We start from the raw sequence: 23,265 nt of genomic DNA, 5'->3' as shown, positions 1-23,265 counted from the left end.
TCTCCAGCATGTCCGGTTGCCGGTCCACGTCCTCATCCTCCCAAGCCGTGGATGTCCCCCTCCCAGCATGCGCCGGCGCCGGGAGGGCAGGGCCCCTGCCTCGGCGCGGAGCTTGTACGGGCCGGGCCCTGCCTTCGTGGCGTGCTCGTCTGGTTCAGGTGCGCAGGAGGCTGTTGACGCCGTCGTGACTGTCGGCGCTCTCCTCGTTGAACCAGTAGTCACCGGCTGCCAGGTACCGGAAGGAGTGTTCGCTCTTGCCGGGCAGGGCGACGGTCACCGCGCGGGTCCCGTCGCTGCGAGGGGTGAGGGTGTGGATACCGGGCTGCCAGTCGTTGAAATCACCGACCACGCTGACCGGCCCGGACGGGATGTCGGCGGGCAGGACGAAGGTGACCTCGGTGCGGTCCTTGACGGGCTTGCGCTCCAGCACGGCGCACTCCTCACGGTGGGGGGATCGGATCGCACCCATCGTCCGGGCCAGCCCCACGCAACGGCGTGCGACGCGCCACACGGCGGCATCACCACACTCGCCCGCCACGATCCGCAGCGACCTGATCCGGGGCCGCCCGCTCGTCGAAGGCGAGCGTCCGTCCGAGCGGTTCACCGGCCCAGCCGGCAGGTGGACGCGGCCAGCGGGCAGGTATCCACCGTCCCAGATCAACGGGCCGCACCGCGGCCCCTACCGGAAGGAACCCTGCAACCGTGTCCCAGGTCATGGAAACCATCGAGGTTGACGTCCCCGTCCGTACCGCCTACAACCAGTGGACCCAGTTCGAGACGTTCCCGCTGTTCATGGACGGCGTGCAGCGTGTCGAGCAGGTCGACGACACTCTCACCCACTGGGTGACCAAGATCGGCGGGGTGGATCGGGAGTTCGACGTCGAGATCACTGAGCAGAGCCCGGACGAGCGGATCGCCTGGGTCACCGTCGGCCGGGAGACCGAGCAGTCGGGCGTCGTCACCTTCCAACCCATCGACTCCGCCCGCACCGAGGTCACCCTGCGCATGGACTGCGACCCCGACGGACTGGCAGAGACGATGGCCGACAAGTTCGGCTTCATCGACCGCAAGGTCACCGGCGACCTCCAGCGGTTCAAGAAGTTCATCGAGGAGCGCGGCACCACCGGCGCCTGGCGCGGCGAAGCCTGACCCACGCCGGCACAAGCCCGCGGTGTGCAGAGACGACGGCGAGCGGGCCACGAGCCGCCGGGACCCTGATCGGCAGCCACCGGAATTCCGGCCGGGGGCTGACCGAGCCGCGCGGCGCCTGTCTTCCCGCCAAGGGCCGCTTCAGGCGGCGCGCCATTCGTGCGCGCCGGCGCCACTCCACTGCACCAGCTGCGGATCCTCCAGCACGTTCTCCGGGGAGACCACCCCAGCCGCTTCGAGGAAAACCACCAGGTCATGGTCGGAGTAGGCCACACCAAGGACCTCCTCGCGGTCATGACGGCGCATGGTCACCCGACGTCCGCCGCTTAGGGACGGCGGGTGCACGACGATGGGGGCACTGTCCATGTGTCCAGGGTGTGGCCCGTACCGGGGTCAAGCCAGTCACCGTTCCCGGTGTGACGTTGATAGATAGCTGGGCCAGTGGGTGCGGAAGTAGAGCCAGGTAGGGACTGGCGTCGTCGGGGTCGGTGAGGTGGAGGCCGTACCAGACGTCATCGGCCAAGACGACAGTGCTGTCCCCTGCGCGGACCAGGAGCCCGGCGTCTAGCAGGCCGGCGACGGCGCTGAGGTTCCGCCTCGAGGGCGCCCACGCCCGGCGCCTGGGGGTAATGCAGGGGCCGGCAGCGTCGCCCGACCGGGTGCCTTACGGCGGGACCGGTCGCAGCGACGGCCGGTGCCGCCTCGTAGGCTGCGGCCATGACTGAGACCCAGACGCCCCGCGACGCCTTCGAGCTGCTCATGGCAGGCAACCAGCGCTTCGTCTCCGGCAGCCCCGAGCACCCGAACCAGGACTCCACCCGCCGCACCGAGACCGCACCGTCCCAGCAGCCCTTCGCCGTGCTGTTCGGGTGCTCCGACTCCCGGCTGGCCGCCGAGATCATCTTCGACCGCGGCCTGGGCGACCTGTTCGTGGTCCGCACCGCCGGGCACGTCGCCGGGACGGAAGTGCTCGGCAGCATCGAATTCGGCGTGAGCGTCCTCAACGCGCCCCTGGTCGTCGTCCTCGGCCACGACTCGTGCGGCGCCGTCGCCGCAGCCTGCTCCGCCCTGGAAGACGGACAGACGCCGGGCGGCTTCGTCCGGGACGTCGTCGAACGGGTGACCCCGAGCGTGCTGGCAGCCCGCGCCGCCGGACGCGAGACGCCCGAGGAGGTCCTGGCCGAGCACATCGAGCACACCGTGGACCTGCTGCTGGATCGCTCCCGCGTCCTGGCCGAACGGGTCGCCGACGGCCGCCTCGCCGTGGTGGGGCTGTCCTACCGGCTGGCCGACGGCAGTGCACAGCTCGTCGCCACCCGCGGCGTCGACGCGGCGGTTCCCACCGCGTCCTGACCGTCCCGGGCGCGGCCGCTCACCGGGAGGGCCGGGGCCCCGCAGCCCGGCGAAGCCGGTTGGCGATCGCCAGCCCCAGCCCCTCCTCGCGCGGCAGGGACGCGACGATGAGGTCGCATCCTTGCTGGTCAAGCTCGCGCAAGAACCCGTACAAGCCGTGCGCGTAGGCGTCCATTGAGCCGGGGACCGTCGTCACGGCGTGCGCCTTCACCGGGGCGCCGGCGAAGGAGGCGGGCACAAACACGCTGGCCTTGTGCCCCAGCCCCTGCGCGAGCTCGGCCTCGGCAACGACCTGCTCCGGCTCGACGAGGACAACCCGCGCACGCGGCGCGTAGTGCGATGGGTGCTGGCCCGGCACCCGGACATGACTCGTCGAAGGCACCGCGATCGAGCGCCCCAGCACCGCTTCGAGGTCCTCCCGCGTCACCCCGCCGGGCCGCAGGATGCTCGGGGTCTCGGCCGTTACATCAACGATGGTCGACTCGACGCCGACCTCGCACGAGCCGCCGTCGAGCACCAAGTCGACGGCATTACCAAGCTCCGTACGGACATGGTAGGCCGTCGTGGGGTTGACCGAGCCGAAACGGTTCGCGGACGGGGCCGTGACGCCGCCACCGAAGGCCGACAGCAGCGCGAGGGCGACAGGGGGGTCGGGCACGCGCACGGCCACCGTCTCCAGCCCACCCGTCGCCTCCAGCGGCACCTGGTCGCCGCGCCGCAGGACCAGGGTCAGCGGCCCCGGCCAGAAGTGCTCGGCCAGCAGGAGCGCAGTCTCTGGGACGCTCTCGACCCAGTCCGCCAGGTGCTCCGCGGCGGCGACGTGCACGATCAGCGGGTGGGAGGGTGGACGCCCCTTCACCTGGAAGATGCGCGCGACGGCGGCGGGGTCCTCGGCGTTCGCGCCGAGACCGTAGACGGTCTCGGTCGGAAGGGCCACAAGACCGCCGGCGCGCAGCACCTCGGCCGCCTGCTCGATGTCACTGGTCGTTGCCGTCACCATCGCAGTACTCCACTGTTCCGCTCCCACGTCCATGGCCTCGCCGGCAGATGACGACAAGAGCACGCACACCCTACGGACCTCATCATGCCGACCGGGCCCGGCGGTCCACCGCCATGAGCCGCGCCGACCAAGGCCACTACCTGCGCAAGACCCGGAAGAGTCCCGAGGTCGGGCCACGTCGGATCAGCCCACTTCGGGGCTCGCTCTCCCCGCCCCGGGGGCCGGCGACGTGACGGCAAGCCCCGGAGGCGGGGGGCGGTGAGCCGCAGCCGCCCTTCCCGGGGCGACCAGGCCTCACCAGAACACACCCGATGTCCTTCGTCCGAGTACCTGCCACACCGGCGGAGCGGTGCCCGCCACTCATATGCCAGCGGACCTACGGATCAGCCCCAGGTGAGCTGACTGATGGTCGCGGGAGGCGCCTCGCCGCCCGCCGACCAGGGCGCCTCCGAGGCGGCCTGCCGGACTGCCGAGCCCCCAGTTCAGCGTGATCAGGACACGTTCCACTGGCCGGTATTCGGGGAGAACCCGCTGTTCATCGAGAACTACACTTTGGTGATCTTGGAGGCTTTGGGCACCTCGAAGGTGAGGAACCCCAGTCCCGTGTCGCCCGGTGCGACGGTGATGCTGCCGGGGAAGCTCGCACCGGCGTTGCTGGGGTAGAACGCCGTGTCGAACTGCTGGCCTTGGGCGTCCACGACCCTGGCCCCGTTGCCGGGGGAGTCTTTGTAGACGGCGGTGCCGGTGTTCTTCAGACGGAACTGGACGGCCACGAATCGTGTGCCCGCCACCGGGGTGGCGAACTCGTTCTTCGCGCCGGCCGGGTCGACGACCTTCACGAGGGTGACCGCCAGCTTCTCGCCGTCCCCCGTTCCGGTGAGGTCGATGCTGGTCCCTACCGTGGCAGGCGGCGATGGTGTGGGCCAGGGCGATCACCTCCGGTTCCCCGCACGGTGCGGGACCGATTTCGAGTCCCCTTGGAGGACACATGGCCAGCGGCATCGTTAAGTGGTTCAACGCCGAAAAGGGTTTCGGCTTCATCGAGCAGGACGGCGGCGGCCCGGACGTCTTCGCCCACTACTCGAACATCGCCCGCTCCGGCTCCGCGAGCTTCAGGAAGGCCAGAAGGTGAACTTCGCCGTCACCCAGGGCCAGAAGGGCCCCCAGGCGGAGAACATCACCCCCGCCTGACGTTCGCCTGTTCCGCAGGCGCCGTCGCCTCATTGGCGCTCGCCCTGTGAAAAGCCCGGCCGGGCCGTTACTACCGGCCGGGCTCTTTTCTATGGCGCGTATCTCACCCGGACGGCGGGCCGTCCGGGTGAGCGGTCATTCAGGTGCCTGCGGGCGGAACCTCACAGTTTGGTCAAGGCTGCCGGTTGGTCGGGAACGGCTGGTTGGGGGTGGAGGTGTGTGGGGCGGGTGGGCAGCCAGTATGCGGCTGCCGCGGCAGTGAGGAGGGTGACTAGTCCGGCGAGGAGGGCGGTGTGGGTGAGTCCTTCGGTGAAGGACTCACGGGCTGCTGTGAGGAGGTGCTCGCGTGTGGGACTTGGCAGGCGGGGCGCGAGGGTAAGCGGGGCGAGGACGTTTTCAGTGGCGGCCCGGGCAAGATGCGCGGGCACGTCAGTGCCTGTGAGCCGGTCACTGAGCCGGTCGCTGTAGAGGGTGGTCAGGAGGGAGCCCTGTACGGCCACGCCCAGGGCTGAGCCGACTTGTCGCGTGGCGTCGTTGATGGCTGAGCCGAGGCCGGCTTGCTCGCCGGGCGTGGCTCCCATGACCGTTTCCGTTGCTGCGGCGACGGTCAGTCCGGCTCCCGCGCCGGCGACGGCCTGGAAGACGAGCAGGTGACCGTAGCCGGAGGTGGCGGTTGTGGTCGCCAGAACGGCGAACGAGGCTGTGGTGATGAGCAGGCCCGTGACGATCGGTAGGCGGTTTCCCCACCGTGCTCCGAGCGGCAGGGCAGCAGCTGCTCCCAGTACGAGCCCGGCAGGGAGCGGCAGGGTTCGTACCCCGGCCTGCCAGGGGGTGTAGCCGAGCACGCCTTGGAGGTAGAGGGTGACGACGAACAGCGCTCCGAAGCAGGCGAAGGACATCAGTGCCAGTGCCGCGGCACCCATGCTGATCGAGGGGATGCGCAGCAGGGGGATGGGAAGCATCGGGAACCGGGCGTGGTGCTGGCGCACGATGAAGCCTGTGAGTAGGAGGGCTGCTGCTCCGAAGGCGGTGAGGACGGGGGTGCTGGTCCAGCCGTGTGTGGGGCTTTCGATGAACGCCCAGACGAGTGCGAGGAGCCCGGCGGCGGACAGGATGATGCTGGGCCAGTCGACGGGGGTGCGCGGTGCGCGCGACTCCGGTACGAGGATGAGGGCGAGCGTGATGGCGATGGCCGCGACGGGCAGGTTGATCCAGAACGCGGCGCGCCAGGAGAAGTGTTCGACGAGCCAGCCGCCGAGTACCGGTCCGGTCAGTCCCCCGACGCCGATCACTGCCGTCCATAGGGCGATCGCTCGGCGCCGTAGCTCGGGCTCGGGGAAGAGCTGGTGGATGATGGACAGCGTGGCGGGCATCAGCAGGGCGGCGCCGGCGCCCATGGCTCCGCGGGCCGCGATGACTTGCTCCGGTTCCTGCGCGAGGGCTCCGAGGAGTGAGGCCGTGGCGCACAGCAGGAGTCCGGTGGTGAAGGCCCGGCGGCGTCCGATGCGGTCGGTCAGTGAGCCGGTGGCCAGCACGCATCCGCCGAGGACGAGGGCGTAGCCGTCGATGATCCACTGGATCTGCGACATCGAGGGCTGGAGATCGGTGTGGAGGTCGGGGACGGCGACGTTCAGGACTGTCAGGTCAATGGCGAGCAGGAACAGGCCGAGGCACACCGTGAGTGTCGCCGCCCAGCGATGAACCTCGCTCGTCCGGGTCACAGAGACGTTCATGGTGTCGCCACGGTGTAACGGGCGGCGGCGTGCAGGTCCTTGCACAGCCGGTCGGTCAGAGCGCGGATCTGTTGGTCGGGGTAGCTGTGCGCGCCGGGGAAGAGCCGTGGGGATACGGGCTGGGTGGTGAGGTCGCCCCAGGTGCGCAGTCGTTCGATGGGGGCGATCGGGTCGTCCTGGCCGCCGTATACGGTGACGGGGAGGTCCAGCAGTGGTTCGGGCTGGTGCCGGTATTGCAGGGCGAGAAGCAGGTCCGCGAGGATCGGGGTGTAGGCGGCGGCGAGGATCTGGGGTTCGTTCAGGAGTTCGTCGGGGATGGGGCCGAGGAGCCTGGCGGCGCCTTCCCTGCCGTCCAGCAGGACCGCGGACAGTGCGGTGACGAAGGCGTCCAGGTGGGGTGCGGGCAGGGCGGAGAGTGCGAGCAGTACGGGCGTGCGGTGGCGGGCGCGGACCAGGGCGCGCGTGGTCTCGTAGGCGAGCAGGGAGCCGAGGCTGTGGCCGAACAGTGCGAACGGCCGGTCGTCGTCGCTCTGGTGGATCAGGTCCGCGATGGCCGTGGTGGTGTGGTGGGGGTCGGTGAGGGAGGCCTGGTCGGCGAGAGCGCCGCGGCCGGGCAGCCGGATGGCCCACAGGTCTACGGATTGGGGCAGGTGCTCTGCCCAGGGGCGGTAGAAGCTGGGTCCGCAGCCTGCTGGCGGCAGGCACAGCAGTCGCAGTGCTGCGGCGGGCCGGTCGGTGAGCGAGGCCAGGGAAGGCTGGCCGGGGTGGGGACGGTGCGGTGCCACGGTTGTGTGTCCGTTCAGAAGGCGAGGGGCAGGTGAGGGGCCCGGGGCCGTACCGGCTCGGTGCGGCCCCGGGGGGAGTTCAGTTGCCGGTGTGGGCGCGGTTGCCCAGGCGAGCCAGGGCGCGCAGTGCGAGGTCGGTCAGATGGCCGGCCCCGGTCAGCTCCACCACGGGCAGGTCGCATCCGATGCTCGTGCTGATCGCGCTGGACAGCTCGACGGCCATCAGTGAGTCGACGCCGAGCAGGTCCAGCCGACGGGAGCGGTCGATGCGCTCGGGGGTCGTCTGCAGGACGACGGCCAGGAGTTCGGCGAGCTTGTCTTCGACCAGTCGGACGGTCTCGTCGGCGCTGGTGGCGGCCAGCGTGTCCCGCCACTGGTCCGCGGTGTCACTGTCGCGGCGGCCCTTGAGGAGGCCGGCCGTGCGGGGGGCGGTCAGGGTGGGCATCACATGTTGCTGCAGCCTGTCCCAGTCGAAGAAGCCGACGGCCGCGGTGGCCGTGTCGGGGTGGCTCAGCAGCTCGTCCAGGCGGGTGAGGGCATCGGCGGCGGTGAGATGACCGAGGCCGATCGCCGTCATCTCCTCGGAGCGGCCGGTGCGGTGTACGTATCCGCTGTCAGTGATGGCTCCCCACTGGACAGCAAGGGCGGGAAGACCTGCGTTTCGCCGGGCCCGGACCAGCCCTTCCAGGACGAGGTTGCCCGCGACGTAGGCCGCCTGCCCGATATTGCCTGCCAGGGCGGCGGCCGAGCTGTAGACGACGAAGAAGTTCAGTGAGCGCTCGCGGGTGAGGGTGTCCAGGAGCAGGCCGCCGGTCATCTTGGGTGCGAGGACCGCGCGCAGGCGGTCGTCGCTCAGCTCGGCCAGGGGTGCGTCATCGAGGACCATGGCGGCGTGGATGACGCCAGCCAGCCGGCGCCCGGAGGTGTCGACGTCGTCCAGCACCCGGCGCAGTGCGGCTTCGTCACTGATGTCCGCCGCATGGACGGTCGTGTGGGTGCCGCAGCCGCGCAGGTGGGCCAGGAGCTGGGCGGCTTCGGGTGCGCTGTTGCCGCGGCGGCTGATCAGGGTGAGATGGCGCGCTCCCCGGGCGGCCAGGTGGCGTGCGGTCGCGGCGCCGAATCCGCCGAGGCCGCCGGTGATGAGATAGGTGGCGTCAGGGTCCAGTACCGGCCGGCCGGCGGGGCGGCGTACGGGTACTTCGGTGTCGAAGGTGACCACGATCTTGCCGGTGTGCCGGGAGTGCTGGAGGTTGGTGAACGCCTCGTCGATGCGGTGGGCGGGGTAGCTGCGGTAGGGCAGCGCCGTGTAATCGCCGGCGTGTACGGCCTTGGTGAGGGTGCTCAGATGCTGGTCCATCAGGAGTGAGGGCCCGCTCATCATGGGGGAGAGATCAACCCCGAAGAACGTCAGGTTGTGCAGGAAGGGGGCCAGTGGCAGCGAACTGTCCAGGAGGAAGTCGCGCTTGCCGAGCTCGAGGAACCTGCCGTGGGGCTTGAGCAAGCCCACACTGCGCACCAGGGCTTCCCCGGCGAGCGAGTTCAGGACGACGTCGACTCCCGCTCCGCCGGTGAGGTCCTTGACCTGCTCGGCGAAGTCGAGTCGGCGTGAGTCCAGCACGTGTTCGACGCCCAGCAGACGCAGCAGGTCCCGTTTGGCCGGTGTGCCGGCGGTCGCGATGACCTGGGCTCCGGCGCGACGCGCGTACTGCAGGGCGGCCAGCCCCACCCCGCCGGCAGCTCCATGAACGAGGAGCGTCTCGCCGGCAGCCAAACGGGCCAAGTGGTTCAAACTGTGGTGCACCGTCGCGAACGCCACGGGCAGTGTGCTGGCAGCGGCGAAACTCAACTCCGCAGGCAGCGGCATGACCCGGTCGGCGCGTGCGAGCGCGTGCGTACCGAAGCAGCCTTGCGCCAGCCCCGCCACGCGGTCGCCGACGGCGACGTGGGTGACGCCAGGTCCCACGGCGCTGACCACTCCGGCGCATTCGAGGCCGACGTCCGCGGTGTGCGGCATCCGGCTGGATGCAACGGCCGGGACGCGGCCTGTGGCGATCATGATGTCGCGATAGTTCAGGGCGGCCGCGGCGACAGCGATCACGATCTCACCGGCGTGGGGTGTGGGCACCTCGGCGGGCCGCCAGGCCAGCCGGTAATGGAGGCCGGGGTCGTCCAGGGTGAGGGTGTAGCTGCTGGAACCGCTCCCGGTCACAGGCGGGGACAGGGGGCGGACAGCAGTGGCGAATCGGCCGGCGGGGGTGAGCAGTACCTCGTCTTCCTCCGGCCGGGCCAGCAACTCCCCGACCACGCGCTCCGCGAGCTCCTCGTGCTGCCCTTCACCGCGCCCACCCGTGAGGGCGATCCTGCGGACCGTCACTTCCGGGTGCTCGTTCGCCAGAGTGCGCGCTCCTCCCCACGCGCCGCCATGCTCCGCCGCAGGCGGCGCCGACACGGCGGTCTGGGAACTGCTGGCGATCAGCCACACGGTCAGGTCACGGGCATCGGTGCGCTGCTTGCAGGCGGCACTCAGGGCCCGGAAGACCGCCAGGTGGCGTACCGCTGCGTCGGTCGCTCGGCCGGTGACGCGGCGGTGCCCTCCTCAGTGAACAGAACCAGGTCGGTCGGTGGCTGCTCCGAGCACAGCAGACCCTTCCACGACGCGGTGGTGTCGTCGAGAGACGTCGTCTGGACGGCAGCGGCCGGTACGCGGTCGCGCAGGGCGGCCACCACCGAGCTCTGTGCCGGGCTCGGTTCCTGCCGCTGGCCAGGCAGGGAGCTCACGAGCCACCGGCGGGCGGGGGCCGCTTCGATGCGGGGCGCTGTGGCGGGGGCGTGGGAGCGAGGACGCCGGGCGGTGAGGAGGACTGAGTGGTCGCTCAGCGCGTACGACGCGGGGTCTCCCGTCTGGGCGGTGCCGGTGAACCCGCAGTCGTGCAGGAAGTCCTCCCAACGGTCGTGTGCCAGCAGCGGGCCGTCGGGGCGCAGCTCACGATCGGTCGCTGACCAGAACGTGTCCAGCAGCCCGAAGACCGGTGCGAGAGCTTCGTGACTGTGGCTCTCCACTGCCAGCAGGTGTCCACCGTCGGCCAGCAGATCCGCGACGCGGCGCAGCGTGGCAGCAAGGTCGGTCGTGGCGTGCAGGACGTTGGAGGCCACCACAAGGTCGAAGGAGGAAGGGGTGAATCCCTGTTCCACGGGGTCTGATTCGAGGTCCAGGACCCGGTAGTCGACGAAGTCGTAGGCGGCGAAGCGGTTCTTGGCCTGCGGGAAGAAGGCGGAGGAGATGTCGGTGAAGGTGTAGTGGGCACGCTCGCACGGCAGGTGAGGCAGCATGGCGGCCGTGGTGGCGCCGGTGCCCGCGCCGACTTCCAGGATGCGCAGGGGCCGGTCCTTGGGCCAGCTAGCAATGGCGCTTGCCACCAGCGTCGCCGCGAGCCGGCCGTGGTAGGCCAGGATGGGCGCGCCGTCGTAGAAGCGGTTGGCCATGGAATCCGCATCGGAGAACAGCAGTTCCAGGGGGTCGCTCTGCCCCCGCAGGACGCGCGCGAGGTGTTGTCCGCATGCCCCGTAGGCCAGCGACGTCGCGGCCTCACCGGGGAAGTCACCGAGCAGAGCTGCGAACAGCGGCTCCGGCGCGGGGTCCCTCACCAGGCGCCAGCGGCCCGGTCCCTCACTTCGCAGCACCCCGTGCTCGGTGGCCGTGCCCAGGAGGGTACGCAGGAGCTGGGTGTACTTGACGTCCGCGCCGGAGGCGATGAGCGCCTCCACCGTTACTTCCTGTGCACCCGGTAGCAGTTCGCGTACGGCGGCGCCGGCGAAGTGCCCGGTCATCTCCATGACCCTCGTGCGGAACTGGTCGTAGGGACCCTCCGTCCACGCGTCGGTGAGCGTGGCCATCTCTGGTGCGCAGGCGGCGAAGACATCCTCCGGCGTCGGCAAAGGCGCCGGCCGTACGGGCTCTCCTAGAAGGGGGGCGGCGCGCAGGACTTCGGTCAGTTGCTGGGGCCGGGTCCTGGCGCCCGCCTCGAAGCGGCGCAGATGGCAGCCCAGCAGTTCCAGGGCGACCGTTCCGTCGGCGTCGCTGATAGTGATGTCCCAGACGGCTTCCTGCGTCGTGACCAGCCGGGCCTGCACGTGAACAAGCCCCTTTTCAGGCATCGGCTGCCAGCAGCGCACCGTCTCGATTCCCGAGGGCAGATAGGGGCACGCGTCGTCGCTGACGGCTGCGAGCAGGGGCATACCGGCCTGCAAGGCACCGTCGAGAACAGTCGGGTGGGCTCGGTGGCCGGGAGCCGCCTCCATCGTTGCCGCGTACTGGGCGAGAATCTCGCCCGTTCCGGTGTGCAGGGCGGTCAGCGGCCTGAAAGCGGGGCCGTAGGGCAGGCCGGCGCGTGCGCAGGCGGCGTAGTGCTCGACGGGGGACAGCAGGCCGGTGATCCGGGAGCGGATTTCGCCGAGGTCGAGGGAGTGCGGCTGGTCGCGCAGCAGACGCCGCACGCGTCCGCGTGCGTGTTCGTTCCAGTCCTGGCTCTCGCCGCTGCGGCTGCTCACTGCGAAGGCACCATCAGCGCCCAGGCTTGTTGAGAGGGTAACGTCCATGTCCGGGTCGTCGAAGGGCAGCACCAGGGCCCTGTCGAAGGTCAGGCCGGTGATCTCGGCGGGTGCGTCGAACACCTCGAAGCCGGCGGCCAGTGCCATGTCGGTGTAGGCCGCCGCCGGCCACACCACCGCTCCTTGGACGGTGTGGTCGGCCATCCACGCCAGAGCATCCGGATCGACCTGCTGTCGCCATACGGGCTCCGCGACCGGTTGGCGAGTCCCTAGGAGCGGCTGTCGCACCGCGGTGGAGGGCTGCTGCCCAGACTCCTCCAGCCACCAGTCCGGGTCGCCGTTCCAGTGCCGCTCGCGCTGCCACGGATAGGCCGGCAGATCCGTCACCGCACCCCGCTGCGGGAAGAAGACCTTCCAGTCGACCTGCGCACCGACGGCCAGCAGACGGGTGAGTGCCACATCGAGGGCTGCCGGGCCCGGCTGGATGCGAGAGAGCGTCGCGATGACGGCGACGGTCTGCGCGTTGTTCGCCGCCACACGACGCAGGTATCCGCTGAGCACGGGGTGCGGGCCCACTTCCACCAGCACGTCGCACTGCAGCTCTTCGTCGACCAGCACGCCGGCGGCTTCAGCGAAGCGAACCGGCTCGCGCACATTGCGCCACCAGTACGCCGCACCCAGCTCCGTGCCCTCCACCGAGCGCCCCGTCACGGTGGAGATCAGCGGGATACGGCACTTCTCCGGACGCAGGCCGGCCAGCGCCTCGGCCAGCGGCTCCTGGATCCTGTCCATCGCAGGGGTGTGGAAGGCGTAGTCCAGGCCCAGGTCACGGAAGAAGACGCCCTCGGCATCCAGCTGGGCACCGAACGCTTCCAACGCCTGCGCCTCGCCCGCGATCGTCACATCCTGATCCGAGTTGACGGCGGCTACCACCAAGCGTTCGGCGTACCCGTTGTCGGCAAGCAGCTTCCGCGCCGCCTCCGCGCCGAGACCTGCCGCCGCCATACGGCCCGCGCCCGCCGTCGCCGCCTGGGCGCGGCTGCGTTCGGCAACCACCCGGCACGCCTGCGATCGAGTCAGCGCCCCCGCACAATAGGCTGCCGCGACCTCGCCCACGCTGTGCCCCATGGCTGCGACCGGCTCGATCCCGCGCGCGGCGAGCGCTGCCACCACACCAGCCTGCACGGTGAACAGCAGGGGCTGCGTCACCTCGGTCCGCTCCCAGCGCCCGGGATCCGCCGACGTCGCCAGCTCCGCCTGCACCGACCAGCCCAGCAAAGGCGCCAACTCGCGATCCACCGCCGCCACCTCGGCAGCGAAGGCCGCGTCCCCGCCCAGCAACTCGGCCCCCATCCCAACCCACTGGGCACCGTTTCCGCTGAAGACGAACGCCACGCGACCACGCACGACCGCTTCCTCCACGGCGACTGCCACAGCTGGCTTGCTCGAATCGACAGAACGTAAAGCGGCCGCCGCGTCAAGGGCGCCTTCGGCAAGTACGGCGATGCGCTGCTCCCGCCCAGCCCTACGGCGGCTGGCGGTGAACGCGTCATCGTAGAAACGCCGGTCGGCGCCCTCGGCAGGCTTCTGCGCCTGGTCTTCGAAGTGAGCGGCCCACTCATGTGCGGCGTCCCGAAGCGCCCACGAGGTGCGGGCGGAGACCACCACCGGCAGCCGGGTGCCCTGCCCGACCACCTTCCGGCCCGACGACTGGGCGGGGGCGGGGGCGGGGGGCGCGGCCAAGACGACATGGGCGTTGGCGCCGCCGAAGCCGAAGGAGTTGACGCCCACCACACCCCTACCGGCTTCCGGCAGCGGCCGCGCTTCGACAACCGGTTCCAGCCCCAAACCGGCGAAATCGATCGCGGTGTTCTGCGGCACGCCGTGCAGCGTCGGAGGAATCCTGCCCTCCCGCAGCACCAGCAGCCCCTTCAGCAGACCTGCCACACCCGCGGCGGACTCCATGTGCCCGATGTTGGACTTCACAGATCCCACCAGCAGCGGACCGCCGGTACGACCGGCGCCCAGGGCGCGCCCCAGGGCCTCGCACTCGACCGGGTCGCCCGCTTGAGTCCCCGTGCCATGCGCCTCCACGTACGCCACATCACTCGGCTTGATGCCCGCGCTCGCATACACGCGCTCCAGCAACGCCGCCTGTGAACGGGCACTGGGCAAGGCCAGACCGGCAGTCCGGCCATCGGCATTGATGCCGCTCGCGAGGATCACCGCATGCACACGGTCCCCGTCCGCCAGCGCCGCTGACAACGGCTTCAGGAGCAGCACCCCCGCGCCTTCCGAGCGCACATACCCGTCCGCCGACGCCGAGAACGGCCGGCACCGCCCTGTCGGCGACAGCATCGAGGCGGCCGAGAAACCCGCAAAACCCGCGGGACTGAGCAAAACGTTTACCCCACCGGCGATCGCCAGCGGGCTTCGGCCCGTGCGCAGCGCCTCGCACGCCTGGTGCACCGCTGTCAGAGCCGAAGAGCAGGCGGTATCCACCGCGTTCGAGGGCCCCTGGAAGTCGAACACGTACGAGAGGCGGTTGGCGGTATTGCACCCTGCCGAACCCCCCATGGTGTAGGGGTTGTACGTGCGCAGCCGCCGCGCTTGCAGATCGGAGTAGTCATGGGAGGAGACCCCGATCACCACGGCTGTGTCGCTGCCGGCCAGCGTGGCCGGGTCGATCGCGGCGTCGTCGAACGCCTCGACCGCGCACTCCAGCAGGAGCCGCTGCTGGGGATCGATACGGGTGGCTTCCTTGGGCGCGATACCGAAGTAGCCGGCGTCGAAGGACGCCACATCATCGAGGAACCCGCCCGCAGCTGTGTAGGACTTACCCGCCCGCCCAGCGCCGGCTGCGACGAAGGCCCCGGTATCGAACCGGGCAGCGGGAACCTCCCCCACCAGATCCCGTTCCCCTTCCAGGGCTGCCCACAGCCCGTCCAAGGTCCGAATCCGACCCGGAAGACGCAGGCCGACGCCCACCACAGCCACCGCATCTCCCGACAGACCACCGGACACCGAGCCTGGAAGCGGCTCAGCAGCTTGATTTTCCACAGTCACGAAGAAGCTCCAGAAGGTAAGCAGCAGAGGACTGACCTCCCCGAACACAAGCGGGGGCCGCCCGTATAACGGCTCACAGCTGCACAAGTCGCGCTTGATCGACGATCTTGTGCCAATGGCTTTGAGCACCTGCGTCTGAGCGCACGTTGCCGTACGAGTGGGCCGAGTTGATGGGCTAGGCAGCCGTCGGCCGATCCGCCCCTGCGGGGCGTGATCTCAATCACGATCCGGAGAGAGGAACGAGACATGACGGCTCGCGGTGGCGCAACACACGCTCGAGAGCAAGCTCTCCCGTAAAGCGACACGACCTGCGGGGGACACGGTGAGTGCGACAACAAACCTGCTGACCAGCTTGCGCATGTCCCCGAGCGCGTTCAGCGTGATGATGGGGGTGGGTGGGGCCGGCAGCCTGGCCGGGGCGCTCCTCGCCCCGCGCATTTCCTCCCGTATCGGCATCGGGCCGACGATCGTCATCGGCTTCGCTGTCAGCCCGCTGGCCCAAATCCCTCTCCTGCTCGCCGGACCCGGCCTCGCCTGGCAGATCGTCCTCATAGTGGCGCTGGCCGCACAGTTGTTCTGGGCAACGGCCTCCGGGACGAGTCAGAGGTCCGTGAGACAGACCTTGTGCGAGCCACGCTTCCAGGGACGCATGCAGGCCGCAAACACCACGCTCACCGCCGGGGCCCGACCCGTCGCCGCCGCGGTCGCCGGTGCCCTGGTCCTCTTCCTGGGCGTACGCGTCACCCTCGCCGTCGGCGCGGTCCTCCCGACCGTCCCCGTGGTCCTCCTGCTCCTCTCCCCCGTCCCCGCGCTGCGGGACATGCCTGTCCCGCTCTCGCCGACCGCCGTGCCGCCCGCCCGTGAAGGAGCATCGTGACGACGATCGTGAACGCCGACTACTGGGAGGCGCTGTGGGCCGGGAGCCGGCGGTACCGGCACCTGGACGGTGCCGAAGCCCACCTGACGGACGAGCGCCTCGGCGCCGGCCGCGGGCGCCCGGCCCTCGACATCGGCTGCGGCGACGGCTCCCTGGCCCGCCACCTCCACCACGAACGTGGATACCGCACCACCGGCATCGACATCTCCCCCACAGCCGTAGAACTCGCCGCCTCCCACGACACACGGCCCGGCTCAGGGCCGGCATGGCGGTACGCCGATATCACCAACGGCGACCTCACGACCCTGCCGGATCCCGCGTACGCGGTCATCACCTGCCGTCTGGTCTACCGGTGGATGGACGACAAGCGGGCCTTCCTCAGCCGCGTCCGCCACCTCCTCGCACCCGGAGGACTCTTCTGGGTAGTCACCGAAATCGCAGGCCGCCGCAAGGGCACCGACCCCCTCCACAGCCTCGGAATCAGCCCCGCCGAGACCGAACTCCTCACCTCCGGCTGGTCCAGCGTCCAGACCGCCGACCTCGACGTGCTCCGCTGCTTCGCCCTGCGCACCTGAACTCCGGCCCCGCTTCCTGAAGGAGGACTTGTTGACCGCCGAGAAGGACACCCTCGCAATCTGGAACACCTACGGGACACACCAAATCGCCCGCGGGATCGAGCTGCCCGAACTGGAGCAGTGGAACTGGGGAATCGAGGGCACCGGGCCCGGAATCGAGGTCCTCGGCGACGTGTCGGGACTGCGGGTCCTCGACCTCGGCAGCGGTCTCGGACGGCATGCCGCCCGACTGGCCGCCGCGGGCGCCGACGTCACCGCCGTGGACGCCTCCCTCGCACAGCACGAGCGTGCGCTGGCCCGATACCCGCAGACTCCGGGCCTGCGCCTGATGTGCGCGGATGCCGTGGATCACCTACAGGACTCAGATCCGTACGACCTGATCTACTCCGTCTGCTCGGTCCCGTACCTGGACCCCGCCCGGCTCCTGCCAGCCCTCACGAACGCCCTTCGGCCCGGCGGGCGCCTGCTCTTCTCCGCGCTGCACGCGAACGCTGCCGGCGTCGGCCCCGCTACCCAGATAGCTGCGCGGCCCGAGATCCTGCGGCTGCCCGGCACCACCGACGACCATCCCGTGAACATGTGGACGCTGACTCCGCAGCTGTGGGAGGACCTCCTCGACGAGCACGGCCTCATCATGGAGTCGGTCACCGCGATCGACTCCCCGCAGCCGCACAGCACGGTCTCCTACCGGCTGTACGCTGCCCGTCGCCCCGAGCGGGTACCGAGCCGCCCACACAGCAGCGCGCCACCGGCACCGACGGCAGCGCTGGGCGTCGGTGTGATCGTCCACAGCCCGCAGGGCGTCCTGCTCGGGCTGCACCGCCGCGGAGCCTGGGAGCTCGCCGGCGGAACCGTGGAGCCAGGCGAAAGCCTTGCCGAGGCCGCTATCCGTGAACTCCACGAGGAGGCCGGCATCGTGGCCGACCCCGATGCCGTACACGTGCTGGGCACACTCCTGGACTGGGTGGGCGACGTCGTCCGGATCACGGTCCCCGTCCTCGTCACCCGCTGGACCGGCACCCCCACCAGTGCGGAGGACCCCACTGCCTCGTCGTACACACTCTGCCGTACTGCACTGACATGCCGTACGGCATCGGCATGATGCGCTCCCCTCACATACGCCTGAGCTGAACTCGGCATAGGGGAGGGCGGGCCGCTGTCGCCGGAAAGCGACGTCCAGGACGACCCACATCCGACGGCCGTCCTCCGAGCTGTCTGTACCGGCGGAGTCGATAGTGGTCAGCGCGGCGACTTCGGCGAGCACGGAATCGTCCGGGTCGCCGGCGACGTGGCTGAGTACGGCGACCAAGACCTTCTGTTCCTGGTCGCCGAGGTGCACGCTGATCCGCTTCCCGCCGTCGGAGACGGCGGCGGTAACGAACTGCGTCACCGCCGTTTCGAGGTCGGTCTCGTTCAAGGCCGGGTAGCCCCAGCCGCGTACGATCTCCACGGCTTGGCGGGACGCCTTCGCCGGCGCCCACTGGTCAGCTCGGAAGGTGAGCGCGGCCGTCCGCCGGTTCCGCACGATCATGCGCGGCCGCGGCACCGCGATCTGTGTCTTCGGCTTCGTCACCGGCTGGGGGCGCGGGGCCTCAACCGGCTTCTGCTGCGGCGGTGGCGTCTTCGGCGGATAGCTAGGCGGTACCTTGGGGCCCTTGGCCTCTGAACTGATCAATTGGGCCTCCTTGCGACAAGCAACGGGCCCCCATCCTGGCAGGTCCATTCCCTCCCCGGCGTGCGAATCCTCCAGCCTCCAGCCCTCCGCTACTCGGCGCGTTCGCCTTTCGCCCGAGACCACCGCTTCATGACGCGCTCAACGCGGTCGTGGTCCTCAATGAGCCGAATGAGGGCCGTGGGGTGTCCGCCGTAGAGGTGGATCCACGAGCTGTAGGTGTGCTCGGCCGCACTGAGGGAGGCCCACCTCGCCGGTGACCGCAGGGCCGCCGTCCACGAACCGAAGTACGACTCGCTAGCGCTTCACGCGGACCTGCCATCGGGTTCGCCCGGCGACCGCAGGCGAGGGCTAGGCGCCTGCCCGAGCGCCTGCCACCATCGCGCGCGCTGGTCCGCCGTACAGCGGCACGCTGACGAGCGGGTCGCGGGTGCCCAGCCCGTGCTGACGGCCGTACACGGTGTCGGCGGTGTGGGAGCCGGACGCCCACCGACCGGCGATGTTCCGCTCGGCGAGCGGCACGCTGGCCGCGATCATGTCCGTGTTGGCCCCGGCCCGCCAGCCGTGGCTCGTCACCTTCATTCCGTCGATGTACGGGACGCCGGCGCGTTCCGCGAGCTCCTGAAGCCGGTCGTCCAGGGAACCGGGGCGCATGCGGACGCCCCGCTTGCGGGTCGTCGGGTACTAAGGCAACTAAACTCTCACTCGCAGCATGAACCCCTGTGTCCACACTCCGGGGGTCACCTCACACCGACGACAGCCGCCCACTCCTGCATCCCCCGCTGCAACCCTTCCCCGCCACTCTCACCGTCCCCCGGTCTCCCGTTCCTGCCACCTGGGCCACCCGTCGTGCGGCTGAGCAGGCAGATCCCGCCCTTCTAGGTGGGGGCTCCGTGGCCGGCATCCACAAGTTGAGTAGTGAGGCGTCGAAAATAGGTAACGTTTACTCGGATGGCAGCCTGGCGCGCTCTGCTGTACTTCCGACAGAGCAAGAACTACCCCATCTACATGAGACCGAAAAAGCCATGTGGGTAGGCGTCTAACCTTGCTCCCCGATGAACGTTATGCCGGGTCCGGCTGACATGGCGATCTCTTGCCTTGTGGACGTCCAGAAACATCATCATTGGTTGGCGGAGGCAGAAGATGCGTAAGTCCAAGGTGGCTGCGGCACTCTCGGTTGCTCTCGGAGCGGCTTGTTTCACCCTTCTTCCCGTAGGCACGGCGCATGCCACTGGATGCTCCGCGAGCGGAGCGGTTTGTACGTGGACAGGAACTGCGGGGTCCGGCTCGCAGACCAACACCAGCACGTTCGGAGTTGACAGCTGCACCAGCATTCCAGCCGCCCTCTCCGTCTACAACAACCGCGGCGCTCAGGTCTCCCTATACTACTGGAATGTCGACCACTACGCACAAATCACGGTCCTGGGGGCTGGTGGCAGCAGTTCCAGCCTTTCGCCGGCCGCCACTCTGGTCTGTGATGGAGACCGGGGACTGAGCCACAACCACAACGAGATCGTTCTGGGGCTGTAGGAATCGTTTTGGAACACACGATGACCGTGGATTCACCGATTTGAGCTGACGCCCTGGCCACGGACACACCGGCCAGGGCGTCTCCCACTTGTCACCCAAGGCGAGGGCAGGGCATGTCAGACACCAAACACTCTGCAGTCAGCCTGACCAGACTCAACGAGATCCTCACAGACGCGCGCAGGGCCTGCGACCAAGGTCACCGCACGGCAGCCGCCAACATGCTCCGGGAAGTAGAACAGCTGGCCGCAACACTCCCCGTGGACACCGAAACCCGCACGTTCCTCGCGACGGTCAAGACCAGCCTCGGGGCACTCAGCAGAGCCCAAGGCCACTACCAGCAGGCAGAGGATCTGCTGCGCGAGGCCCTGGAAATCCTGGAGTCAATCCACAACGCCATGACCACAACTGACGCCATGGCAGCCGTACTGAACGAACTCGGCATGCTAGGAAAATACATCGGCCACTTCGACCAGGCATCCCACTACTATCAGCGCGCCCTGAACATCCTGGAAAACCGGCACGGCAGAAACAACCTCCAGACAGCATTCGTCTGGCACAACATCGGCGGCCTCTTCCACGCCCGCAGAGACTTCGCCGCCGCGGAAGCCCCGACACGCAGAGCCATGGAGATCCGGATACCACTCCTGGGGCCTGATCATCTGCTGGTGGCCGCCGATCGCGCGGCACTCGCCCCCATCCTGATCGAACTGGGACAGCTGGATGAAGCCGAAACCGAACTCAAACTAGCTCTTGAAGTATTTCGCAAGGAACTCGGCCCCTGCCATCACGAAGTCTCCGTGACTCTCGGAAACATGGGCGGCCTCGCCTACCGGAGAGGACGAGAAGAAGAAGCAAAGCGACGGTTCAAACAATCCCTGAAGATAAAAATTTCACAACTAGGCTCCGATCACCCCGACCTCGCACCCACTCTCAACAACCTTGCACTGATCCACCATCAACAAGGACACACCAAGCAGGCCCTGAGTCTCTACCGAGAAGCACACAGAATTCTCACAGCAAACGTTTCATCCGATCACCCAACCCTGATCGCCGTCAACAAAGCAATCTCGGCACTCACAACGGACGACAGTTAAACGCACACAGTGCAAGCTCTCCCGGCATCGGCGGCCCCATCGCGCGGTCACGATCTGGCAACCAGAGTTCAGTCAGACCACGTGCGCGGGCATCCAAGAGCAGGACTCGCCCTCCGTCCGGTCGCCTGCGCCGATGGGACCAGGCCGGGCGCCGGCCGCATACCGCCACGCTGCGCCCGACGCCCTCAGACGCAGGGTTGCCGTTCGGCAGTGCGGGGTCCGCACGGCCGTCCCCACGGCCATGCAGACCCCCGGAACGTCATGCCCTCCGCCCTCCGGGGACGACCGCCTGCCACGGCCAGACCCGGCCAGCCCGCCCCGCCCAGGGCGGGAGACTCCGGCGCAGTGGCGTCCGCGCCGGCACAGCCGCCAGAAGGCACAATGGGCCGGGAATGCGGGCCGCTCGCGCCGAGCTCATCAGACGCGGGCAGCCCACAGCGACCCACGGGGGAAACCAGTATGTGATCGCAGCCCCATTCGATCATGAAACAGGATGACCCCACGGAGTAACTGCTACTCCATCACGTGTGCCCGACCGCCCCATTGCTCCGCTCCCTGACGCGGGAAGAACACCTCCCGTCCGTACGATCACCACTCATGAGCATCGAACGCCGACTCCTGGGCCACGGCCCACAGGCTCCCGCCACTCCCCCGCAAAGGACCGAATCCGGCCGCCGGATCCGCGCCGCCGAAGCCGACATCGACAGCACCCCGCTCTACCGGCCAGGCGGACTGGAGTACCTCGACCAGCTACGAGACAGTGGCGTGCTCGGTACAACCAGCCGCCCGCCCCACCGCAAAGACAACTCGGCCGAGAGAAGTTCCTGACCAAACAGGACTAACGTCTGAACCGCACATATCGCGTACGGATGGCGTAGGGGGAGGTTTCGCCCAGTGTGGCCTACCCTCGCCCGCTGGTACATGCCCGCGCCCCCATCTGCATGCGCGCGGTTGGATGGGATACGCGGGTGTCCATTCGGCCCCACGCCCGCTTCTGGGACCGTGGCCGGATGAACGCCGCTCACATCAGTCGTCCAACAGGCTTCCGGTCCCCGGTCTGGACCCGTTCATGGTGAGCGCCGGGCGCTCCCGCGTCTGGCTGCGGATCGGCCCCGCCCGTATCCGGGCCGACCGAATCACCGCCGTCACCACGGACGCAGTCGGTCGGGCCGGGCGGTCACGGTTCCCAGACGCGCGGAGGGCGGGCCCGTGATCATGGGCCCGCCCTCCAATGCAGCGTGGGTCAGTGGTGGTGCGGATGACAGCGGCCCGTACCCCCTGTCTCGGGGCACGGGCCTGCGGTGGTGAAGAGGTCAGTTACGGGGGAGTTCGTCCCCGGTCTCCGCGTCGTGGGCGGTGCCGGCGGGGGACAGGCGGATCGTACGGACGGTTCCAGGGGTCCCCTCTTTCCAGCTCGTGCCGCCGATCTCTAGCCGGACCGTTAGGTCCGCGAGAGGATCGCTGATCGGCACCTTCACCTGGGGAGCTTTCGGGAAGCGGTCGTTTCCCAGAGAGCTGGACGCGTGTGTCCCCGCCGCATCAATGCGCAGGTACTTGGCATCAGGGTCGAAGTAGGAGCTCAGTTCTTACGATGACGTGTTCTCGGTCTTTGGCCCACCGAGCGATCACGTCCGCATTGACGTCGTCCACCATCAGGCTGGTGCCCGACTTCCCCCTGTAGGCGGCGTACGTACCGAGTGTGTACCCGTGCCGGGCTGGTCCCGCAGGCCGGACATGGCGCTCGGCCGGACCGCGCGGCGGCCTGGACGATCACCAGTTCGCCGCGGACGGCGATGGCGTCGAGGACGACGTCGTCAGCGGTGGTGGAACCAGTGGTCTTTGGAGGAGCGCGTCAGTCACGAGGGTTCATGATCGCGGTTTCGGTGACGCTTCGTGGCCCTGGCACGGAAAGTGATCCAGAACCAGGATTCAGCCGCCTCCAGCAGGACATCGCACCCGATGCGTGCAGACCGGTGTGATCCGAAAGCCGTATCCTCGACCTGCTAGCTGAGGCGCGCTGGAGGAAGCCGGTGAGGAAGTGAGCAAGCTGGGATGGTGCATGACCGGACATCATCACTCATGCCCTGAAACGATTCTTACCGGCAATGTGTGCAGTTGTGGCTGTCACGCCGAAGAACGGATTCCTGTCCGGCCAAAGCTGGAGGAAGCGGCGGTACCTCCGGAGGGAATCCGGAGGCTCCTGGCTGACGCGCCTGGGATCCCTGAGGCCGTTTCACTCGGTCTGGACGGCGTGAGCTATGTGGCTGAACTGAACGAGCAGCAGGCAGCTGAGCTGCGAGAGAGCCTCGCGCCGTATATTGAGGCGGCACGCCGCGTAGTGGTGCACAAGACCAGCCCGGAGGTTTCTGTCAGAGCCAGTGTGCATGGCAGGGCGGAAAACTGGACCGGAGCGCAGCTTTTCGACAGGGTCGTGAGCTGACTGGTCCTCCCGCTGCGTGGAGCGCGGGGACGTCCGGCCGGCCAGGGCATGCCCCTTCTCGCACCGAGTCAGACAGCGGAATTAACGTCCCAGCTCGGTCAGCGCACTGCCCGTGCTCCTCACGGATGCTGAGGAGCGGCAGCGCCGCGGACTGTATCGAGAACGGGTCTGTCCAGTAAACGGTGTAACCGGTTTGGGGGCCTTGACCCAAGGCCGGGTAGTTAACGTTTTCGCAGGTCACGCAAGTAAGTT

At 68.9% G+C, this 23,265-nt stretch carries 18 protein-coding genes and 1 pseudogene; 10 read left to right on the top strand and 9 right to left on the bottom strand.

Going from position 1 to position 23,265, the window contains the following annotated elements; translation table 11 throughout:
• Nucleotides 1-154: 154 nt before the first annotated feature.
• Nucleotides 155-430: an isoamylase early set domain-containing protein gene (locus tag ACFWW8_RS35930; protein WP_386536409.1), complete on the bottom strand. Its 276-nt coding sequence runs from the start codon at nucleotides 428-430 to the stop codon at nucleotides 155-157.
• A gap of 272 nt (nucleotides 431-702) precedes the next feature.
• On the opposite strand from ACFWW8_RS35930, the gene ACFWW8_RS35925 reads away from it, so the two are divergent.
• Nucleotides 703-1,149 carry an SRPBCC family protein gene (locus ACFWW8_RS35925; RefSeq protein WP_383926160.1) on the top strand — a complete coding sequence of 149 codons (447 nt, stop codon included), beginning with the start codon at nucleotides 703-705 and terminating at the stop codon, nucleotides 1,147-1,149.
• Nucleotides 1,150-1,290: 141 nt separating this feature from the next.
• Here the strand turns inward: ACFWW8_RS35925 and ACFWW8_RS35920 are convergent, their stop codons facing one another.
• Complete coding sequence (locus tag ACFWW8_RS35920; protein ID WP_386536406.1) at nucleotides 1,291-1,515, bottom strand: hypothetical protein; 225 nt, start codon at nucleotides 1,513-1,515, stop codon at nucleotides 1,291-1,293.
• A gap of 351 nt (nucleotides 1,516-1,866) precedes the next feature.
• On the opposite strand from ACFWW8_RS35920, the gene ACFWW8_RS35915 reads away from it, so the two are divergent.
• Complete coding sequence (locus ACFWW8_RS35915; RefSeq protein WP_386536403.1) at nucleotides 1,867-2,502, top strand: carbonic anhydrase; 636 nt, start codon at nucleotides 1,867-1,869, stop codon at nucleotides 2,500-2,502.
• Between the two features lie 19 nt (nucleotides 2,503-2,521).
• Here ACFWW8_RS35915 and ACFWW8_RS35910 read toward each other — a convergent pair whose 3' ends face one another.
• Nucleotides 2,522-3,502 carry an L-threonylcarbamoyladenylate synthase gene (locus ACFWW8_RS35910; protein WP_386536400.1) on the bottom strand — a complete coding sequence of 327 codons (981 nt, stop codon included), beginning with the start codon at nucleotides 3,500-3,502 and terminating at the stop codon, nucleotides 2,522-2,524.
• Between the two features lie 545 nt (nucleotides 3,503-4,047).
• Nucleotides 4,048-4,356 carry a DUF4352 domain-containing protein gene (locus ACFWW8_RS35905; RefSeq protein WP_386536414.1) on the bottom strand — a complete coding sequence of 103 codons (309 nt, stop codon included), beginning with the start codon at nucleotides 4,354-4,356 and terminating at the stop codon, nucleotides 4,048-4,050.
• 134 nt (nucleotides 4,357-4,490) lie between these two features.
• Between ACFWW8_RS35905 and ACFWW8_RS35900 the strand changes: the two are divergent.
• Nucleotides 4,491-4,693: pseudogene (locus ACFWW8_RS35900) on the top strand (cold-shock protein).
• 161 nt (nucleotides 4,694-4,854) lie between these two features.
• Here the strand turns inward: ACFWW8_RS35900 and ACFWW8_RS35895 are convergent.
• From ACFWW8_RS35895 to ACFWW8_RS35880, 4 genes are all read right to left on the bottom strand, one after another.
• Entirely contained in the window at nucleotides 4,855-6,426 is a 1,572-nt protein-coding gene (locus ACFWW8_RS35895) for an MFS transporter (RefSeq protein WP_386536397.1), read from the bottom strand.
• Nucleotides 6,423-7,211 carry a thioesterase II family protein gene (locus ACFWW8_RS35890; RefSeq protein ID WP_386536394.1) on the bottom strand — a complete coding sequence of 263 codons (789 nt, stop codon included), beginning with the start codon at nucleotides 7,209-7,211 and terminating at the stop codon, nucleotides 6,423-6,425. Before ACFWW8_RS35890 ends, ACFWW8_RS35895 begins: the two co-directional genes overlap by 4 nt.
• A gap of 79 nt (nucleotides 7,212-7,290) precedes the next feature.
• Nucleotides 7,291-9,585, bottom strand: a complete 2,295-nt coding sequence (locus ACFWW8_RS35885; RefSeq protein ID WP_386536391.1) for a type I polyketide synthase — start codon at nucleotides 9,583-9,585, stop codon at nucleotides 7,291-7,293.
• Nucleotides 9,586-9,734: 149 nt separating this feature from the next.
• Nucleotides 9,735-14,825 (bottom strand): beta-ketoacyl synthase N-terminal-like domain-containing protein, encoded by a 5,091-nt coding sequence (locus ACFWW8_RS35880; protein ID WP_386536389.1) that lies wholly within the window; start codon nucleotides 14,823-14,825, stop codon nucleotides 9,735-9,737.
• Nucleotides 14,826-15,147: 322 nt separating this feature from the next.
• Between ACFWW8_RS35880 and ACFWW8_RS35875 the strand changes: the two genes are divergently transcribed.
• The 4 genes from ACFWW8_RS35875 (at nucleotide 15,148) to ACFWW8_RS35860 (ending at nucleotide 17,911) form a co-directional block, all read left to right on the top strand.
• Complete coding sequence (locus ACFWW8_RS35875; RefSeq protein ID WP_386536386.1) at nucleotides 15,148-15,702, top strand: hypothetical protein; 555 nt, start codon at nucleotides 15,148-15,150, stop codon at nucleotides 15,700-15,702.
• Complete coding sequence (locus tag ACFWW8_RS35870) at nucleotides 15,699-16,277, top strand: class I SAM-dependent methyltransferase (protein ID WP_386536383.1); 579 nt, start codon at nucleotides 15,699-15,701, stop codon at nucleotides 16,275-16,277. Before ACFWW8_RS35875 ends, ACFWW8_RS35870 begins: the two co-directional genes overlap by 4 nt.
• Nucleotides 16,278-16,308: 31 nt before the next feature.
• Complete coding sequence (locus tag ACFWW8_RS35865) at nucleotides 16,309-17,379, top strand: NUDIX domain-containing protein (protein ID WP_386536381.1); 1,071 nt, start codon at nucleotides 16,309-16,311, stop codon at nucleotides 17,377-17,379.
• 394 nt (nucleotides 17,380-17,773) lie between these two features.
• Nucleotides 17,774-17,911 carry a hypothetical protein gene (locus tag ACFWW8_RS35860; RefSeq protein ID WP_386536378.1) on the top strand — a complete coding sequence of 46 codons (138 nt, stop codon included), beginning with the start codon at nucleotides 17,774-17,776 and terminating at the stop codon, nucleotides 17,909-17,911.
• Between the two features lie 389 nt (nucleotides 17,912-18,300).
• Here the strand turns inward: ACFWW8_RS35860 and ACFWW8_RS35855 are convergent, their stop codons facing one another.
• A complete protein-coding gene (locus ACFWW8_RS35855) occupies nucleotides 18,301-18,603 on the bottom strand; it encodes a hypothetical protein (protein ID WP_386536375.1) in 303 nt (100 codons plus the stop codon).
• Between the two features lie 989 nt (nucleotides 18,604-19,592).
• Between ACFWW8_RS35855 and ACFWW8_RS35850 the strand changes: the two genes are divergently transcribed.
• The 3 genes from ACFWW8_RS35850 to ACFWW8_RS35840 all read left to right on the top strand — a co-directional run bounded on the left by ACFWW8_RS35850 (nucleotide 19,593) and on the right by ACFWW8_RS35840 (nucleotide 23,013).
• On the top strand, nucleotides 19,593-20,573 hold the full coding sequence (locus ACFWW8_RS35850; RefSeq protein ID WP_386536372.1) for a tetratricopeptide repeat protein: 981 nt from the start codon (nucleotides 19,593-19,595) through the stop codon (nucleotides 20,571-20,573).
• Between the two features lie 597 nt (nucleotides 20,574-21,170).
• A complete protein-coding gene (locus tag ACFWW8_RS35845) occupies nucleotides 21,171-21,401 on the top strand; it encodes a hypothetical protein (RefSeq protein WP_386536370.1) in 231 nt (76 codons plus the stop codon).
• Between the two features lie 1,210 nt (nucleotides 21,402-22,611).
• Nucleotides 22,612-23,013 (top strand): histone-like nucleoid-structuring protein Lsr2, encoded by a 402-nt coding sequence (locus ACFWW8_RS35840; RefSeq protein WP_386536367.1) that lies wholly within the window; start codon nucleotides 22,612-22,614, stop codon nucleotides 23,011-23,013.
• Nucleotides 23,014-23,265 lie beyond the last annotated feature (252 nt).

Origin of the sequence: Streptomyces sp. NPDC058701, assembly GCF_042715295.1 — a bacterium.
Lineage (GTDB): Bacteria > Actinomycetota > Actinomycetes > Streptomycetales > Streptomycetaceae > Streptomyces.
The sequence above is the reverse complement of the archived record's forward strand: the minus strand, read 5'-3'. Positions and strand labels throughout refer to the sequence as shown.